The organism is Undibacterium sp. GrIS 1.8 (genome assembly GCF_040544445.1).
In the GTDB taxonomy this organism is placed as follows: domain Bacteria; phylum Pseudomonadota; class Gammaproteobacteria; order Burkholderiales; family Burkholderiaceae_D; genus Undibacterium.
The window spans coordinates 45,223-61,119 of sequence record NZ_JBEONQ010000029.1 but is presented as its reverse complement, the minus strand read 5'-3'; the positions used below and the strand labels follow the sequence as shown (position 1 = coordinate 61,119).

Sequence of the window (15,897 nt, the reverse complement as noted above, 5' to 3'; positions counted from 1 at the left end):
GTGCCGTCGCTGAGGCTGATGTGCAGGCTGGCGGTTTGGGTGAGTAAGCTACTTAGCTTGATGCTGGGATTGGTTGATAACAGGATGACGTCTCGTGTGCTAATGCTGTGCAGCGCTTCTTGAGCGGCGAAGCCTTCGACTAGCAAGCCGCCCGATCCGAAGTCCACCACTTGTTCTGCATTCTGCAGACTGAAGTCGTAGAGCCGGGTGTCGCTTGAAAATTCGCCAGAGAACTGGCTGAGCAAGCCACTGGCGGCGTTACTGGCAAACTGCGTAAGCTGCGCTTGCAGGGCGGGGAATTGGGACATGAGGGTACTGCTCCTGGAATGCAATAATAATGCCTTAAATAATTATTTAATTGGCAATTATAAAGTTATGCATTTCATCATGAATTTGACCTTTTTGCAAGAAAAAATAACATCTTTTCTTGATAGGTTAGCTGTGAGTTACATTTTTTTCATCATTTTTATTGCTAATAAATAAGAAAATTTAAATGCCAGTATAAAAAGAAGTAAGTGCTATCGCGGCCGTTTACGATAATGCGGCTAGCACTTCAAATAGGATGGGATTGGAATAGCGAAATCAAAATATTATTCATATTCTCGAAATGCTTTTGTGTCTGCGTTGATTTTTACTGCGAGATAAGCGTGATTGCTTAGGTGAATGGAGCATGATTCCATCTGATACGTTAACAATTGAGACTTGCCCAGAGTACCTCCGGTTTGATCGGTGACAAGCCTCAATTGGTTTTGCTAAAACTAAATTACCCTATCCCATGCGCCTGTTGATCAGCATGGTAGGAACTACGGACCATGGCGCCGACCGCAGCATGTGCGAAGCCCATTTTGTAGGCTTCTTCTTCAAACATTTTAAATACATCCGGGTGTACATAACGACGTACTGGCAGATGGTGGCCGCTTGGTGATAAGTACTGGCCTATCGTCAGCATATCGACATTGTGGGCACGCATGTCGCGCATGACTTGCAGAATTTCTTCATCGGTTTCACCCAGGCCAACCATGATGCCGGATTTGGTCGGGGTATTTGGATGCTGCTCTTTAAAACGCTTTAGCAAATTTAATGAGTATTCATAATCCGAACCCGGACGCGCTTCTTTATATAAGCGCGGTGCGGTTTCCAGATTGTGATTCATGACATCGGGTGGTGCCAGGTTCAAAATTTCTAGTGCACGATCCATACGACCACGGAAATCCGGTGTCAGAATTTCTATTCGGGTTTTAGGTGAGAGTTCGCGGATCTTGGTAATGCATTCTGCAAAGTGGGCTGCACCGCCGTCGCGTAGATCGTCACGATCTACTGAGGTAATGACGACGTAACTCAGTTTGAGCTGAGCAATTGTTTTTGCTAGATTCAGTGGCTCGTTGACATCCAGCGGATCTGGGCGGCCATGACCAACGTCGCAAAATGGGCAACGGCGTGTGCATTTGTCACCCATGATCATGAAGGTCGCTGTGCCTTTGCCAAAGCACTCGCCGATGTTAGGGCAAGAGGCTTCTTCACATACTGTGACCAGATTGTTGGCACGCAGGATGTCTTTAATTTCATAAAAACGTGTCGTCGGCGAGCCTGCTTTAACCCGTATCCAATCCGGCTTTGGCAAACGTTCCATCGGGATAATCTTGATGGGAATACGCGCAGTTTTACTCGCGCCTTTTTGTTTTTCGGTTGGATCGTAGGCGGGAGCCAGAGTAGAGACGGGAGTGTTTTCTGTTGTCATGGTGCTGATCAGTTGCTATGTCAGGATACGGTCAAAAGGTCTTGTAAATTAGTCGCCAGCGCATGTTGCACATCTGCCAGCGGGACGCTGACGCCCAGAGTCGTCATGTCAATCGTCGCAAGACCGGCATAACCGCAAGGATTAATCCAGGAAAAAGGGGTCAGGTCCATTGTCACATTGAGTGATACGCCGTGATAAGTGCAGCCATTGCCGCGGACTTTTAAGCCAAGTGCTGCAATTTTTGCGCCTTGCCAGGCGCCATCGCTGACGTAAATACCGGGCGCGCCTTGCTTGCGTTCACCACCAAGATTATACGCTGCCAGCGTGTTGATAACGGCTTGCTCGATTTTATTCACGAACTCACGTGCAAACAGGCGCGCTTTGGGGTGACCACGACGTAAATCCATTAGCAGATAAATCACCACTTGCCCTGGGCCATGGTAAGTCACTTCGCCGCCACGATCAGTTTGAATCACCGGAATCTCATGCGCGGCCAGCACGTGCGATTGATCTGCACCAAGGCCGAGAGTAAACACTGGCGGATGCTCAACAATCCAGAATTCATTGGGCGTCAGTTCGGTGCGTGCATCGGTAAAAGCGCGCATCGCGTCATAGGTGGTTTGATAGTCTTCAATGCCGCGATCAATGATGCGCAGCTGGGAAGAAATAGGGGAGGCGGAGATGGCAGACATAGGGCGCAAGTGTAACATCGTGTGCGGCGCACTTGGACTTGGCTTACATATCTCAGTTAAACCCAGATTTTCCATTAGACCGCTGCCACTTCGCAGAAACGCAGACGGCGTGCGGTGTTCAGAGGGATAGCACCACCGCGATTTGAGTGGAAACGCTACAGCAACAATTGCGCCTTTGGCGAACTGCCTGGCGTTGTTGCTCCTCCTAGCAAGATGCAGCTTGCGTCGTCGTCGCGTCTAACCAGTCAGTTCGCCAAAGGCACACTTGTCGCTGTTCCAATGGAAAATCTGGGTTAAAGCTAGACCGAAGGTATATTGCTAAAACCTTCGGTCTGTTTAAATTCATCAATTTGTATCAGCGGATGACTAAACGAATTACGCAAATCGAATTACGCAAATACGTGATGTTTGAGTTTTTGCGACAGTTTGCTAAAGAATGCTGTCGTCAACAAGCGGTCTTCGCTATCACTTTCAATTTTTTGAGCGATCGAGGTCACATGAGCATTCGTCATTTCAACCAAACTAGCCTGCTGATCCGCTTCGATCACGATTAAGCGCTTGGCCGGTATGTTCAGAGATTCACCCGCTGTCAGCCAAAAATCTTTCTCCTGACCTTCAATCGTCAACCAGACGCGGCCACAAGTCACGGTTACCAGACGTGCTTGCTCAGAGGTGCCAGAGACGGTTTTACCGGCAGGAATGGTGTACGATGGTTTTGCTAAATAATTTGTCATTTCAGAACCCCTTGCTTTACTGCATGATAATCAGCGAGCCATTGATTTATAAAGGAAAAATCTCATGTTGCGCTGCGATGAAAGCATTGTAGTTGCATGAGATAGAGAAACAAAACGAGTAATTTTGGATTTGCTTGCTAAAATGGTTCACATAGAAAAACATCTGATTACCTAAGCTTATTAACCATGAATGATTTTCGACATTTGCCCAATTTGGCCGCTTTGCGGGCCTTTGAAGCGGCCGCACGGCATCAAAATTTTTCGCGTGCGGCTGATGAAATCCATCTCACGCATGGTGCCATTAGCCATCAAGTCAGGGCGCTGGAAGAAGAACTAGGTGTGCAATTGTTTACCCGTCGTGGCAAACGCATCACGATCACCAATGACGGTGAGCAATTTGCCACCGCGATCCGGTCTGCGCTGGAGGATATTGCTAAGGCAGCGGATGTGCTCAAAGGTCGTCAGCAACAAAAGCGGCTGGCAATTACCGCGCTACCTTCCTTTGCTGCACGCTGGCTATCGCCGCGACTAGGGCGGTTTATCGACCAGCATCCTGGTTTGGAAGTCAGTCTGCAGTCGAGTAACCATTTGACCGACTTTGGACGAGAATCAATTGATATCGGCATCCGCTTTGGCAACGGCGATTATCCGGGGCTGAAGAGCGAACACATCATGGACGACACGTATTACCCCGTCGTCAGTCCGCATTTTAATGGTGGACATTTACCTGCCACGCCAGCCGAAATGGCGCAGGCGCATTTGTTGCGCTGTGACCGCGAGCCTTGGGAACCGTGGTTCCGCGCCGCGGGTTTGTCCAATGCAGAACCGACCGGTGGTTTGATCTTTCAGGACTCGTCCATGCTGGCGCGTGCTGCTGTTGACGGGCAGGGTATTGCTCTGGGGCGGCATGCGATCGTACAAAGCGATATCCGTAACGGCAGTCTGGTGCGCTTGTTTGATATTGTCTTGCCCAGCCCCGTGTCGTATTACCTTGTATATCCGGCGAATGCATTGGAGCGGCCGCAAGTCAGAGCGTTTAGGACTTGGTTATTGGAAGAAATTGCGGCTGAATAGGTTCCAGCTTATTGACTGGCCCTTAGCTTTTTTATTGCGCCTGTTCTTATCAGCGCAAATTTATATTGCACACTGCACTTAATCTAAACTCAGCCCGAACTCCGTCCGAACTCAGTGCGCTTGGGCGTTGCAGCGCACAAGACATGGCTTTGCAACTTTGTTATTTTTGCTTAATTTTTAGATAAAATAGAGGATTAAATCTAATTTTATAAAAACCAAAATGACTAATCCGATTTCTCGCTTTGCCCGCACGTGTGCCACCATCGCCAGCTTTTGTTTGTTTGCACTGGCTGCTCCCAGCCAAGCAGTAGAAATACAGCAAGTCAAAATTCCTAATCAAGTTACCTTAGCGAATAAAGAACTGGTCTTAAACGGCGCCGGTACCCGTTCAGTTTTGTTTGCCAAAGCCTATGTCGCCGCTTTGTACGTGCCGGTAAAAACCGACAATCCTGCCCAGATTATCGCCAGTGGTCCCCGCAAAATGGTGTTGCATATCTTGCGGGATATCGACGTCAATGAGCTGGCTGCCGCCATGCTAAAAGGCATGCGCAAAAACAATACAGCCAAGGATTTGTCCGATGTGACGATACAAATGGCGTCGTTTGGTCAGGTGTTCGGCACTATTCCCATGGTCAGAAACGGCGACACCATCACCTTTGATTATGTGCCTGGGATTGGCTCCAGCGCCTACGTCAACAAAACTCAACTCGGCACAGTGTTGCCAGGCGACCAGTTCGCCCGGGTATTTTTCCGCATCTGGTTAGGCGACCAGCCAGTACAAGACAGCCTGAAGCGCGAATTGTTGGGGCAGACAGCGTATGCGCCTGCTGATAAAACCTACAACTGATCAGGATAGTTTTTCGATACTCCCCATCATTTTTGATAAAAACAACCAATTGTCCAAGTTTTATAAGGACAATTAAAAATACTCTACGTGAGTATATGGGGTTATGTTTTATTTAAGAGGGCGATGTAGCGATGTCGTCAGGCTGGGTTGAAATAATATTAACCCAGCAATGACGTAAAGATTTGGTCTAAAACAGCTTTGCCTACAACACCATTTTCACCATAGGATGACCGGACAAAGCGCGGTATAAATTATCCAGTTGCTCACGACTTGTGGCTACAACCGTTACCGTGATCGCCAGATAATTACCTTTCGATGAAGGCCGCATATCCATCTTGCCTGCGTGGAAGCTAGGATCATGTACCACCACCACCTCCAGCATCGTCTGCGCAAAGTCATCATGCATCGCCCCCATGATTTTGATGGGGAAGTCGCTTGGGTATTCGATCAGGCTCGCGGCGGGATCGACAGGAGGCAGCATTTGGTTTGACATGATCACAACATTCAGAAAGTGTTAAGCGGCTTTGGCAAGCTGATAGGCCGCATATAGTTTCTGATAGATGGGGCCGGGCACGCCGTTTCCAATAGTCTGCTCGTCTAGCTTGATGACCGCAAGCACTTCTTTGGTCGCGGAGGACAACAACACCTCGTCCGCTGCAAATACTTCGTCTTGCGTGATTTTGCGGGCTTGCAGCGGAATGCCGCCAGCGGCACACAATTCTTCAATTAGTCCGTAGCGTATGCCCTCCAATATCAGATGATCTTTTGGCGGACCGGACAGAACGCCATCTTTGACAATCCAGACATTCGACGCCGATGCCTCGGTCAAAAATCCATCGCGGAACTGAATGCTCTCGGTGACGCCATGTTCTGCTGCATTCTGCGCTGCCAGCACGTTACCCAGCAAAGAGATGGATTTAATTTCGCAACGTAACCAGCGTTTGTCTTCCATCGAGACACAAGCCACACCTTTGGCTCGCACCGCGTCGGACGGTAACACAATCGGGTTGGTCATGATGAAGATCGTCGGCACCATCTCTTGCGGAAACGCATGTGCGCGCTTGGCCACGCCACGCGTCACTTGCAAATACACCATCTGATCATCCGCCGGATGCGCATTCATCACCTGCGCGATCAATGCCAGCCAACCTGCTTTGTCATGCGGATTTGGAATACCGATCGCTGCCAGGCTGCGGAACAAGCGCGCCAGATGCTGATCAGCGCGGAACATTTTACGACCGTACACCGGGATCACTTCATAAATACCATCACCAAAAATAAAGCCGCGATCCAGCACAGGGATCTTGGCTTCAGAGAGCGGAGTCAGGCTGCCGTTGAGGTAAACAAGTGGGTCGTTCATGATGGGATACCGGGTGAGTGATGGAACCTCATTCTTACATAAGCTGCTGATAGGATCGATGCAAAGTTAGCATATCTATGGGTGATAAAAAGCTATTGCATGTTCTGTTTAACGAAACCAAGTTAGGTTATGCCGAACGATTTCTACAGGTTGTTATGATGTTTTTATCAGTCTGGCCAGTAGTTTATATAAAGTTTAAAGCAAATGAAGTCATGAACAACGAGCTTATATTTACGGTTACTATTTTGAATAAATAAAAATAACTGGTTTATCCTCAGGAGACAAAATGGATTTGCTACAGCCCTTATTGATTACACTCGCTTTCGTTATCTTCTTGGTGTTAGAGATCCTCACCGGTCGATTTAAAAAACTCAACGTTGCCAAAGATGATTGGAAGACTGAGATTTTAGTGCCTGTCTTGCTACTGGTGTTGATACAGCCCGGCATCTTGTTTGGCATTCTGTGGATAGGGCAGCATTATTTTCCTGAGTACAAAAATAGCCTTTCGTTCTTGCCGTGGTGGGGGATGTTTTTGATTCTGCTAGTTGCTGATGATATGACGCAATACTGGTGGCATCGGATTTCGCACACGCCTTTGCTGTGGCCACTGCATCGCGTGCATCATTCCGCCAGCTATATGAGCGTTCGTATTGTGTATCGAAATAATTTTTTATATTACGCGATGATGCCGGGAATTTGGATTTCCTCTGCATTGATTTTTCTTGGATTTGCCAAGGTGTATGTGGTCTATGTCGTCCTCAAACTCTTGGTCATTATCGGTGCTCACAGCGCAGTACGCTGGGATGAGCCTCTGTATCGTTTCCGTCTGACAAGACCATTAATGTGGCTGCTAGAGCGCACCATCTCTACACCTGCCACGCACTATGCGCATCATGCGATTACGATGGATGACGGTATAGGTCATTACAAAGGCAATTTTGGTAATTTCTTATTCATCTGGGACATCATGTTTAAAAGCGCCTTAATTACGCGCCAATATCCCCAACAAGTTGGCCTGATGGACGATGTTCAATATGGGAAAGAGGCTTGGCATATTGAAGTGTTTTTCCCAGTGTTTAAATCTAAACGATCACATTCTGCGTTGGGTAAAGAGCGAGTGATTGTTGAATAAATGTATTTTTCTCTGGAATCGCTGAGTACTTCGTCAACAGCAATTCCAGATAGAGAATGCAAAGAAACAAGAAATCTCTTTAGGTTTTTGCAGTGTATGCCAGCACCAAATTCTTGTGCTGGCTTCCTTCCAGATCAAAATAAGTAATGCCTTCTTCAACAAAACCCATGGCAAGATAAAAATCAATTGCGCGCTGGTTTTGCGCGTTTGCCATTAGCCATAGCGTATCGAATTTCCCTTCGATTTCTTGTAAGGCGCTTTGCAGCAGCGCCCGTCCTATGCCTTTAGCTGTGAAGTGCTCCTGCACATACAAGGTCTCTAATTTAGCGCGTCGCTGATCTGCTGGTTTGTCGCTTAGGTCAGCCATGGGTTGATCCATGAGGTGATCCATGTTAAGCGTCGCATAGCCGAGTAAATTGTCGTTATTTTCAGCGACCAAGACGCGCTGCTTGTTGTCTGCGATCAGCGCGCGCATTTTTGTGACAGTAAATTCTTCCAATATATAGCGGGCAATAGGATCAGAAATGCCATTTTTTGCATACGTGTGCAACCAGACGTGAATGCCGAGCGCTTTCAGACGGATGGCATCTGCAGGTTCTGCGGCGCGGACTGTAAAGGAGGTGCGGCTCATTGGTTTTAAAGTCTTGATTTTTGTGAAGGTCAAATCAGAAAAACTCTATTTTAATCTCGATCAATAATAAGAAAAAAGGACAAGAACTGCATGAGCCTTGTCCTTTTTGAGGATGCGTTGATGAATCAATCCATCAGCGCATCTGAAAGCTATCGCTTACTTAAATAGCAAGCGTAAAGAATCCCAGGCGCGACCAAAGATACTTGCCTGATCGACTTGCTCCAACGCCAGTACTGGAAATTCTGCGACCGGTTTGCCGTCCAACATCATCTTGACTGTGCCAACCTGACTATTCAATGGGATAGGAGCGACCAGCGGATCTTTGCGTTCCAGAGCAGGTTTCAGTTTGGCGGCAGCACCTTTTGGCAAAGTCACGTACAGATCACGCGTGAAGCCGATTTTGACTTGGGCTTGTGTACCTTTCCAGACTTCTGGTGTGGCGATGGCCTGACCTTTTTCATACAGCTTGACGGTATCAAAATTGAGGAAACCCCAGTTCAGCAGTTTTAAACTTTCTTGCGCTCTGACCTGATCGCTGGCAGTGCCTGTGACGACAGAAATCAGGCGACGCTGACCGCTACCATTAGGGCGAATCGCGGAGGCAATCAGGCAAAAACCTGCTGCTTCGGTGTGGCCCGTTTTCATACCATCAACGGTTGGGTCTAGCCACAATAAGCGGTTGCGGTTTGGTTGGGTGATTTTGTTATACGTGAAGCTTTTGGTCGAGTAATAGGTTTTATAAAACTGTGGGTGATCATTGATCAGGCGCGCAGCCAAAGTCGACAAATCTTGTGCCGTAGAATAATTCTCAGGGCTAGGCAAACCATGTGGATTAGCGAAGTGGCTGGACTTAAGGCCCATACGCTCAGCTTCTTTATTCATCTGGACGACGAAAGCTTCTTCACTGCCCGCTACCGTCTCCGCCAGCGCGACAGCGGCATCATTACCCGACTGAACGATGAGACCGTACAGCAATTCATTGATGGTGACAGGCTTGTTTGGCTCGATAAACATTTTGGAGCTGCTGGCATCGACCTTCCATGCGTGAGTCGATACGTTAACAGACTGATTCAGATCGAGCTTTTTATCTTTGAGCGCAGAAAACACCAGATACGCGGTCATGATTTTGGTCAGCGATGCAGGTTCAATACGCAGCGTCGCATCTTGTGATGCGATGACTTGATTGCTGGTGGTGTCGACTAAAATCCAGGATTTAGCGGCAATCGTGGGCGCTGGCAGACTTTGGGCATTGGCAATGCAACTGACAGTCAGGCTTGACAATGCGCTGGCAAGTACGAGGACAGCGGAGGAGCTGACGGAGAGGAATCTAGCGAGAAATTTTTTCATTGAATCAGTAAAAAAGTAGCATTGAAAAGTAAAACAGTAAGGACGTTCATCGTCTAGCGGACAAGTTTGGTCTAGCGTGGGTTAGCCTGCATTGGCAGACTCATCCCACAAATTGACGACATAATTTTTTATATGTTGTAGTTTGCGATGGAAGAAATGATCTGCTCCCGGGATCACAATGACGGGAATATCTTGTGGTCGTGCCCAATCAAAAACGGCTTGCAGCGGGATCGTATCGTCGAGTTCGCCATGGATCAAAATCGTATTGGCTGGTACATCCGGCATCGGCCATTTGCCTGCCGCGGTACCGATCAATGCCAGTCTCTCTGCTGGCGTGCCTTGCGCAATCAGCTTCTGTTGCAATTGTGCCTGCACAAAGGTACCAAAAGAAAATCCGCCTAAGGCCAGCGGCAGATCAGGATAACGCGTCCGCATCTGCGCCAGAAGTAAAGCCATGTCATCAGTTTCCCCGACGCCGTTGTCATGCACACCTTCTGACTTGCCGACGCCGCGAAAGTTCATCCTGACTGCGACATAACCCAAGGTAACAAAAGCACGTGCCAGTGTTTGGGCGATTTTATTATCCATCGTCCCTCCAAACAAGGGGTGCGGATGAGCAACTAAGGCAAGCCCGCGTGGTGCTGGAAAATGTTCTGCATCAGGTAAATCCAGTGCACATTCCAGCTGACCAACCGCACCTTGCGAGAAAAAATATTCTGTTTGGGCATTCATATTGTTAAATCTTCAAACTTAAATCTTGAGGCGCTCTACCGTACCGCCACCGACCAGATCCACTTCGATAATTTCATCGATGTCGGATTGGTCGACGAAGGTGTACCAAGTACCTTGCGGATAAATCACCATCACTGGACCTTCTTCGCAGCGATCCAGACATCCCGCCTTGTTGATGCGAATTTTGCCGTGACCGCTGAGGTTGAGTTGCTTAATCCGTTTCTTGGTATGTTCTTGAGCAGCCTGCGCGCCACGATCAGCGCAGCAAGGGCGGCCATCTTCACGTTGGTTCATGCAGAAAAAAACATGCTTTTCAAAATACGGTGCGTCGGGAGTTTTGGAATTATTAAGAGTATCAGCCATGATCATTTATCGTGTTCTGAGGTGAGTGAGCGCATTTGATGTAGACGAATGCATAGGCGACTATGATACACGCTCAAACTAGGATCAAGCTCAACGTAAGCAGATCGGAACACTTCGTTACGTTTTTTATTGATGATAGTTATTTACTCTTGATGGATGTTTTTCTGCTCAGCAATATCCACAAGCTGATGAATGGCCAGAGCAGACATAAAAATTGCGCAGCGCCGTTAAAGTTAAGAAACTTGCCTTGCACCCAGGTTTGCAGCGTGACCGTAAAGTAAGGATTGCTGGGGATCAGGTTAATTACCGTTAAGCTAATCACCAGCATCAAAATCGCTAGCCGTCGCTGCACCTGGTGCGGTGCGAACGAAAATCCGTACAACATAATCAGCGCGATCAATAGGCCGCCTTGTGCGCCGGGAGTAAGCCAGGCGAAAGCATATTCCGGTTTAAACAGTAGGGCGCTTGCTAGTGATTTGATGCCAATAGCCGCTAGTAAAAGTAAGCCTGATAAGCGGACCTTGGGCGCATGGCGATTCAGAATAAACAGGCAAATCAGTACCGCACTGGTACAACCGCAGGCCGTGATAATGGTTTCTGCCAGCAGGAATTTCTCTGGACTGAGTTCTATCCCGTTGAGTAGCATGCCGCCCAAGTCAATTGGCATATCTAAAAAATCACTCAGCCAAAACGATAAAATCGGCAGGATTTGACCCAGACCAAACAAGTAGGCTTGCGGGTAAATTTGTGCCATTGGCCACAAGCCGAGCACTAGGACTTCCCGGCTGGCTTCCCCATACAGCCATTGCTTGCGGAGTAATCGCAAACGTCCTTTTTCTAGCAGCAAGGGGATCAGCAGCGCACCGAGTATGGACCCCAGAATAGCGCCGCCAGAGTTAGTCAAAAAATCCAGTAAGGAGGTCACGCGGCTGGGCAAAAAATACTGCGTCGTTTCCATGCTAGCCGAGAGTACCGCGCCAGAAAACGAGGCAATCAACACGGACCAGCGCCGCCTGCACACCGGATATAGCGCAAATACAATCAGCATACCTAGTGGCATGTAGCCGATCACGTTGGTAACCGCATCAAAGCCAGTCCAATAGCGTGGCCACTGTTTTATCACATCGGTCAGTGCTGCCAGATTATCGTTTTGCCAGCCGGAGAAAGGGTACAGACTGGCATAAACAATCAGGAAGGCATACGCAAGCAAAGCGACCCGCGCAAATGGCGAGGCCTGGCGCTGGATTTCAAGTGGCGTTTCAATCTGCGGCTCGATATTTTTTGACGACGTATTCTGCATTGCGATGATCGAGAATGAGGGTTGAATCAATATACTCCCCATTATTTTTTATAAATATACCGGATTGTCCAGGTATCGTATGGACACTCAATATATACCTACTACCAGTATATTAAGAGCACTATATTATTTTACGTTTTGTTCCTGACTTTATTCCCATCTCCCGCTTGCGGGAGATGGAGCAAAAGCGACTTCGATTTTATTTCCATTTCTAGCAATGTGAACAAAACAAATTCTCTCTAGTTCAACCTTAATGTCTGCATCCATGTAATCACGTCGCTGATCAAGGCATCGCTGGCAGTGACCATGGCTTTTGCACCGCCCGGCGCATCCGCAGTTGGCGTTACGACCTGCTGCTGAAAACTTCGCTGCGCCAGTAGATTACGTCCTTTGAAGACGGTAGCGAGGATTTGGATTTGCGCAATGCTACTGCTAGCGGAGGAAAACAATTGTGAAAACTCATCTAGATCCATTTGCAAGACTGGCAAACTGCTTACTGCATCCCGGCTGGCGATCACGGTACCGCCAGCCGCGGCGATTCTGGTTTTTAATCGCTGTGTCAGCAATTGCGCTGGAGGCATGCTCCAGCGATGTTGCGCGTACGGGCGCGCTTGCTGCGCATTATCGTATTGCAGCCGGTATAGCATCGCTGTGCTGTCTAGCGAGGCGGGGGCATTGATATCTGCCAGACTGATAGCCAATGTGGGAGTAATCGCAGTCGATGCAGACGCCGACGCAGATAAAGGCCCAAAGTCATAACTTTGCTTCTGTGCCGGAGCGCTTGAGCAGCCTGTTAAAACTATTGCCAGTGCAATTAACATCAAGCTATACGTCCGTATGACACCAGAAAGTGATGGATAAATCTGCTTGTGATTCATGAACAATCCTTATTTTTTATACGCGATTACTTCGGTGCGACAAAGCCCGGTTCACCAGGCCCTGGTGCTGGCGCTGCATTGCCAAATAACAGACTTTGCGGGCGCTCATTGAGTGCATCGGTGGTACGGTTGATCGCGCGCAAACTGCTGCGGGCATCGTTGGTGATGGCATTGATTTTGGGCAGGGTTTCTTGACTGATGCCGGCGCTGATTTGTTCTACTGACTGGTTGAGCCTGGCTAAAGGGCCGTCTGGTGCCTGCATGCTGACCGTGAACTGGTTGATATTATTGCTGAGTTTGCTGGCATCGCCCGACAAGGTTTTGATCGCAATCAGAGTGCTCTGGGTTTGCTCGGCAAGTGCGGGCAATTTGTCCAGCGCCGGGCCAAGTTTTTCCGGCACGGTTTGCCAAGCGGCGGCGGCTTTGCCGATGTTTTCTACTGCGGTGGCGATGGATTGGCGATTATTTGGATCGAGCAACAGGTTCAGGCGCTTAGTCAGTTCTTCGGTCTGGTTCAGGATGGCGACGCCACGTTGCTCCAGATTTTGCATCATGCCCGGGCGTAGCGGAATCCGTGGAATCACATCGTTTTGAGTCGAAGCCAGTAGTGGTGCATGATCTGCATGAATATTGTCTTCATCCAACTGCACAAACGCAATACCGGTCACGCCTTGGTAAGCCAGTGTGGCATAGGTGGATTTGGTCACCGGTGTGTCTGACATCACTTCAATATGCAATAAAATCTGACCAGGTGTGGTGGGATCAAAGCTGATATTGCTGACATTCCCCACTCGTATGCCTTTGTAGCGCACCGCGGCTTGCATGTTCAATCCGGCGACCGACAATTTGGTCGCAATTTCATACGGTGTGCGCTTGATTTTATCTTTGCCCAGCCAGAGCGCAAAGACCGCAGCCAGAACCAATAAGGCAATCGTAAAAAAACCTGCCATCAGTGCGTGAGATCTGTTTTCCATCAGGTATTAACTCCTTTGCCGTGCGCATCGTCCACGCTACCGCTGTTGCTCTTACTATGACTATGATCACTGCTATCTTTGACATCAGGTGACGTGAATACTTCCATCGCTCTGCAACCACGTCCACCCAGAAAGAAGGTCTGAATAAACGGGTGCTGAAACGCCACCACTTCTTGCGGTGTGCCGATGGTAACGACTTTTTTCTCTGCTAACACGGCGATCCGGCTGGACAAGGCGAATAAGGTATCCAGATCATGCGTCACCATAACGACTGTCAAATGTAATTGCTGACGCAGGGATTGGATCAGCTTGACGAAACTGTCAGAACGATCAGGGTCCAGCCCGGCCGTTGGCTCGTCCAAAAATAATAATTCGGGATCAAGTGCCAAGGCACGTGCCAGCGCAATCCGTTTGATCATGCCGCCGGACAAATCGGCGGGCATTTTTTTCGCATGTTCAAACCCAATCCCCGCCATGTGTAGTTTGAGATACACCATGTCGGCAATCAGACTCTCCGATAAGGTACGGAGTTCCCGCATCGGTTGGGCGACGTTATCAAACACGCTGAGTGCAGAATACAAAGCACCATGCTGAAACAGCATGCCAGAGCGGCGTCGTAAAAAATCCAGATTGTTGGTGCTGGGCGCATGGATGTCTTCATCAAACACGCGAATATTGCCTTGCGCCGGTGTCTCCAAGCCCAGCATCTGGCGCATTAAGACCGTTTTGCCCGAGCCCGAACCGCCAACGATCGATAAAATTTCGCCTTGCTGCACTTGTAAATTTAAATTGTCATGCACAACCGCGTGACCAAACTGGGTACGCAGATGCTGGACATCGATGATGGAATTGGAGGCAGTGGGTGTAACCGAGGCAACCGAGGCAATCGAAGCAATCGAGGTAGTAGCCATCAGTAATATCCTGACTTACTAAACAGGATCGCAAATATCGCGTCAGCAATAATCACAATCGTAATCGAGATCACAACCGAGCTGGTTGTGCCTTGACCCAGACTTTCGGTATTGGGCTTAATGCGCAGGCCAAAATGGCAGGCGACCAGCGCAATCAATATGCCAAAGGTGACACCTTTGAGCATACCAATCCAGTAATTAATTAAGGCAACCGCCTCTGGCAATTTATACAGAAAAAATGTTGGTGACATCCCCAGCCGGGATTGCGCTGCCAGCATGCCACCGGCTAATGCCATCACATCGGTCCAGATCACCAGCAAAGGCATCGCAATCGCCAATGCAATCACCCGCGGCATGATTAACCTGTAACCGTGTGGTATGCCCATCACCCGCATGGCGTCTAGTTCTTCCGTCACCCGCATCACACCGAGCTGCGCAGTGATCGCTGACCCTGATCGACCTGCAACCAAGATCGCTGCCAGCAAAGGTCCTAGTTCGCGGACGATGCTCATCCCCAAAATATTTACGATATATAACTCGCCGCCAAAAGCGCGCAACTGTTGCGCCGACAAATAAGACAGCACAATACCGATCAAAAAACCAACTAGCGCCGTAATCCCCAATGCCTGAAAACCAGTACGGTACAGGTTGGCAGAAATTTCTTTCCAGGGACCTTGCAGGGGATGACGGATCAGGCGGAATAAATCCAGGATGAGCTGCCCCAATAAAATGGTCAGACCTTTTCCATGCTCGACAAAACTCAGTACAAATGTACCCAATTGGCTGACCCGCTCCCACCGTTCTTTTGGCAAGTGCGGCACTGGTAACTGGCTGACTTCTTCCAGTCTGACAAATAAGCCTTCGTGATATGTCTGCAATTGCAAATCAGCAGGGCGTTTTTTACCCCAGATTTGCCACAAAATTTGTGCGCCAATATGGTCAAGTGCGGTAATGTCGCGCAAATCCCAGCGCAAATTATTCGGCAACTCCAATGGTGTGCGCAGCGCTTGTAATTGCCTGGTCAAGGTTTGCATCAGCGCTTGGTTGCTTAGTGTGTGCGCCCGCCATGATCCTGCCAGATGGATGGTATTCGGGTTGGATGAGTGTCTGGTCAGCGAGGGAGGTGTGTCACGGGGCATACCCGCAGTGTAAGGGAGATTGAATTGAGCGGCAATCATCCTGAC

General features: G+C 48.8%; 17 protein-coding genes and 1 pseudogene. 3 read left to right on the top strand and 15 right to left on the bottom strand.

Annotation, left to right across the window (positions count from 1 at the left end; all coding sequences use genetic code 11):
* From AAKU64_RS14555 to AAKU64_RS14540, 4 genes and pseudogenes are all read right to left on the bottom strand, one after another.
* Positions 1-308, bottom strand: a pseudogene (locus AAKU64_RS14555) (type VI secretion system tip protein VgrG); the annotation flags it as partial.
* Between the two features lie 455 nt (positions 309-763).
* Complete coding sequence (gene lipA / locus AAKU64_RS14550; protein ID WP_354330012.1) at positions 764-1,738, bottom strand: lipoyl synthase; 975 nt, start codon at positions 1,736-1,738, stop codon at positions 764-766.
* Positions 1,739-1,758: 20 nt separating this feature from the next.
* Positions 1,759-2,430, bottom strand: coding sequence for a lipoyl(octanoyl) transferase LipB (gene lipB / locus AAKU64_RS14545; protein WP_354330102.1), 672 nt, complete (start codon positions 2,428-2,430; stop codon positions 1,759-1,761).
* A gap of 389 nt (positions 2,431-2,819) precedes the next feature.
* A complete protein-coding gene (locus AAKU64_RS14540) occupies positions 2,820-3,164 on the bottom strand; it encodes a DUF2917 domain-containing protein (protein ID WP_354330014.1) in 345 nt (114 codons plus the stop codon).
* 186 nt (positions 3,165-3,350) lie between these two features.
* Here AAKU64_RS14540 and gcvA point away from each other — a divergent pair, with 186 nt between their 5' ends.
* On the top strand, positions 3,351-4,238 hold the full coding sequence (gcvA, locus tag AAKU64_RS14535) for a transcriptional regulator GcvA (protein ID WP_354330016.1): 888 nt from the start codon (positions 3,351-3,353) through the stop codon (positions 4,236-4,238).
* Positions 4,239-4,458: 220 nt separating this feature from the next.
* On the top strand, positions 4,459-5,085 hold the full coding sequence (locus AAKU64_RS14530) for a chalcone isomerase family protein (protein WP_354330018.1): 627 nt from the start codon (positions 4,459-4,461) through the stop codon (positions 5,083-5,085).
* 202 nt (positions 5,086-5,287) lie between these two features.
* Here the strand turns inward: AAKU64_RS14530 and AAKU64_RS14525 are convergent, their stop codons facing one another.
* Positions 5,288-5,578, bottom strand: a complete 291-nt coding sequence (locus AAKU64_RS14525; RefSeq protein ID WP_354330020.1) for a DUF493 family protein — start codon at positions 5,576-5,578, stop codon at positions 5,288-5,290.
* A 21-nt stretch (positions 5,579-5,599) separates the two neighbouring features.
* Positions 5,600-6,445, bottom strand: coding sequence for a D-amino acid aminotransferase (locus AAKU64_RS14520; RefSeq protein ID WP_354362337.1), 846 nt, complete (start codon positions 6,443-6,445; stop codon positions 5,600-5,602).
* A 286-nt stretch (positions 6,446-6,731) separates the two neighbouring features.
* On the opposite strand from AAKU64_RS14520, the gene AAKU64_RS14515 reads away from it, so the two are divergent.
* The gene (locus AAKU64_RS14515; protein ID WP_354330024.1) at positions 6,732-7,577 is read left to right on the top strand and encodes a sterol desaturase family protein; all 846 of its coding nucleotides are present in this window, start codon (positions 6,732-6,734) and stop codon (positions 7,575-7,577) included.
* 79 nt (positions 7,578-7,656) lie between these two features.
* On the opposite strand, the gene AAKU64_RS14510 is transcribed toward AAKU64_RS14515, so the two are convergent.
* The 9 genes from AAKU64_RS14510 to AAKU64_RS14470 form a co-directional block, all read right to left on the bottom strand.
* The gene (locus AAKU64_RS14510; RefSeq protein ID WP_354330026.1) at positions 7,657-8,208 is read right to left on the bottom strand and encodes a GNAT family N-acetyltransferase; all 552 of its coding nucleotides are present in this window, start codon (positions 8,206-8,208) and stop codon (positions 7,657-7,659) included.
* Positions 8,209-8,364: 156 nt separating this feature from the next.
* Entirely contained in the window at positions 8,365-9,555 is a 1,191-nt protein-coding gene (locus AAKU64_RS14505; RefSeq protein WP_354330028.1) for a D-alanyl-D-alanine carboxypeptidase family protein, read from the bottom strand.
* Between the two features lie 81 nt (positions 9,556-9,636).
* Positions 9,637-10,287 (bottom strand): alpha/beta hydrolase, encoded by a 651-nt coding sequence (locus AAKU64_RS14500; RefSeq protein WP_354330030.1) that lies wholly within the window; start codon positions 10,285-10,287, stop codon positions 9,637-9,639.
* Positions 10,288-10,305: 18 nt separating this feature from the next.
* The gene (locus AAKU64_RS14495; RefSeq protein WP_354330032.1) at positions 10,306-10,650 is read right to left on the bottom strand and encodes a (2Fe-2S) ferredoxin domain-containing protein; all 345 of its coding nucleotides are present in this window, start codon (positions 10,648-10,650) and stop codon (positions 10,306-10,308) included.
* A gap of 139 nt (positions 10,651-10,789) precedes the next feature.
* The gene (locus tag AAKU64_RS14490; RefSeq protein ID WP_354362336.1) at positions 10,790-11,980 is read right to left on the bottom strand and encodes a VanZ family protein; all 1,191 of its coding nucleotides are present in this window, start codon (positions 11,978-11,980) and stop codon (positions 10,790-10,792) included.
* A gap of 209 nt (positions 11,981-12,189) precedes the next feature.
* Positions 12,190-12,828 (bottom strand): ABC-type transport auxiliary lipoprotein family protein, encoded by a 639-nt coding sequence (locus tag AAKU64_RS14485; RefSeq protein WP_354362335.1) that lies wholly within the window; start codon positions 12,826-12,828, stop codon positions 12,190-12,192.
* Between the two features lie 26 nt (positions 12,829-12,854).
* The gene (locus tag AAKU64_RS14480) at positions 12,855-13,802 is read right to left on the bottom strand and encodes an MlaD family protein (protein WP_354362334.1); all 948 of its coding nucleotides are present in this window, start codon (positions 13,800-13,802) and stop codon (positions 12,855-12,857) included.
* Entirely contained in the window at positions 13,802-14,713 is a 912-nt protein-coding gene (locus AAKU64_RS14475; RefSeq protein ID WP_354330039.1) for an ABC transporter ATP-binding protein, read from the bottom strand. Before AAKU64_RS14475 ends, AAKU64_RS14480 begins: the two co-directional genes overlap by 1 nt.
* Positions 14,713-15,852, bottom strand: a complete 1,140-nt coding sequence (locus AAKU64_RS14470) for an MlaE family ABC transporter permease (RefSeq protein ID WP_354330041.1) — start codon at positions 15,850-15,852, stop codon at positions 14,713-14,715. Before AAKU64_RS14470 ends, AAKU64_RS14475 begins: the two co-directional genes overlap by 1 nt.
* Between the last annotated feature and the right edge of the window lie 45 nt (positions 15,853-15,897).

Bases quoted from the DNA above. Each gene is read 5' to 3' on its own strand.
- lipA (WP_354330012.1), bottom strand. From the start codon at position 1,738: ATGACAACAGAAAACACTCCCGTCTCTACTCTGGCTCCCGCCTACGAT.
- lipB (WP_354330102.1), bottom strand. From the start codon at position 2,430: ATGTCTGCCATCTCCGCCTCCCCTATTTCTTCCCAGCTGCGCATCATT.
- AAKU64_RS14540 (WP_354330014.1), bottom strand. From the start codon at position 3,164: ATGACAAATTATTTAGCAAAACCATCGTACACCATTCCTGCCGGTAAA.
- gcvA (WP_354330016.1), top strand. From the start codon at position 3,351: ATGAATGATTTTCGACATTTGCCCAATTTGGCCGCTTTGCGGGCCTTT.
- AAKU64_RS14530 (WP_354330018.1), top strand. From the start codon at position 4,459: ATGACTAATCCGATTTCTCGCTTTGCCCGCACGTGTGCCACCATCGCC.
- AAKU64_RS14525 (WP_354330020.1), bottom strand. From the start codon at position 5,578: ATGTCAAACCAAATGCTGCCTCCTGTCGATCCCGCCGCGAGCCTGATC.
- AAKU64_RS14520 (WP_354362337.1), bottom strand. From the start codon at position 6,445: ATGAACGACCCACTTGTTTACCTCAACGGCAGCCTGACTCCGCTCTCT.
- AAKU64_RS14515 (WP_354330024.1), top strand. From the start codon at position 6,732: ATGGATTTGCTACAGCCCTTATTGATTACACTCGCTTTCGTTATCTTC.
- AAKU64_RS14510 (WP_354330026.1), bottom strand. From the start codon at position 8,208: ATGAGCCGCACCTCCTTTACAGTCCGCGCCGCAGAACCTGCAGATGCC.
- AAKU64_RS14505 (WP_354330028.1), bottom strand. From the start codon at position 9,555: ATGAAAAAATTTCTCGCTAGATTCCTCTCCGTCAGCTCCTCCGCTGTC.
- AAKU64_RS14500 (WP_354330030.1), bottom strand. From the start codon at position 10,287: ATGAATGCCCAAACAGAATATTTTTTCTCGCAAGGTGCGGTTGGTCAG.
- AAKU64_RS14495 (WP_354330032.1), bottom strand. From the start codon at position 10,650: ATGGCTGATACTCTTAATAATTCCAAAACTCCCGACGCACCGTATTTT.
- AAKU64_RS14485 (WP_354362335.1), bottom strand. From the start codon at position 12,828: ATGAATCACAAGCAGATTTATCCATCACTTTCTGGTGTCATACGGACG.
- AAKU64_RS14480 (WP_354362334.1), bottom strand. From the start codon at position 13,802: ATGGAAAACAGATCTCACGCACTGATGGCAGGTTTTTTTACGATTGCC.
- AAKU64_RS14475 (WP_354330039.1), bottom strand. From the start codon at position 14,713: ATGGCTACTACCTCGATTGCTTCGATTGCCTCGGTTGCCTCGGTTACA.
- AAKU64_RS14470 (WP_354330041.1), bottom strand. From the start codon at position 15,852: ATGCCCCGTGACACACCTCCCTCGCTGACCAGACACTCATCCAACCCG.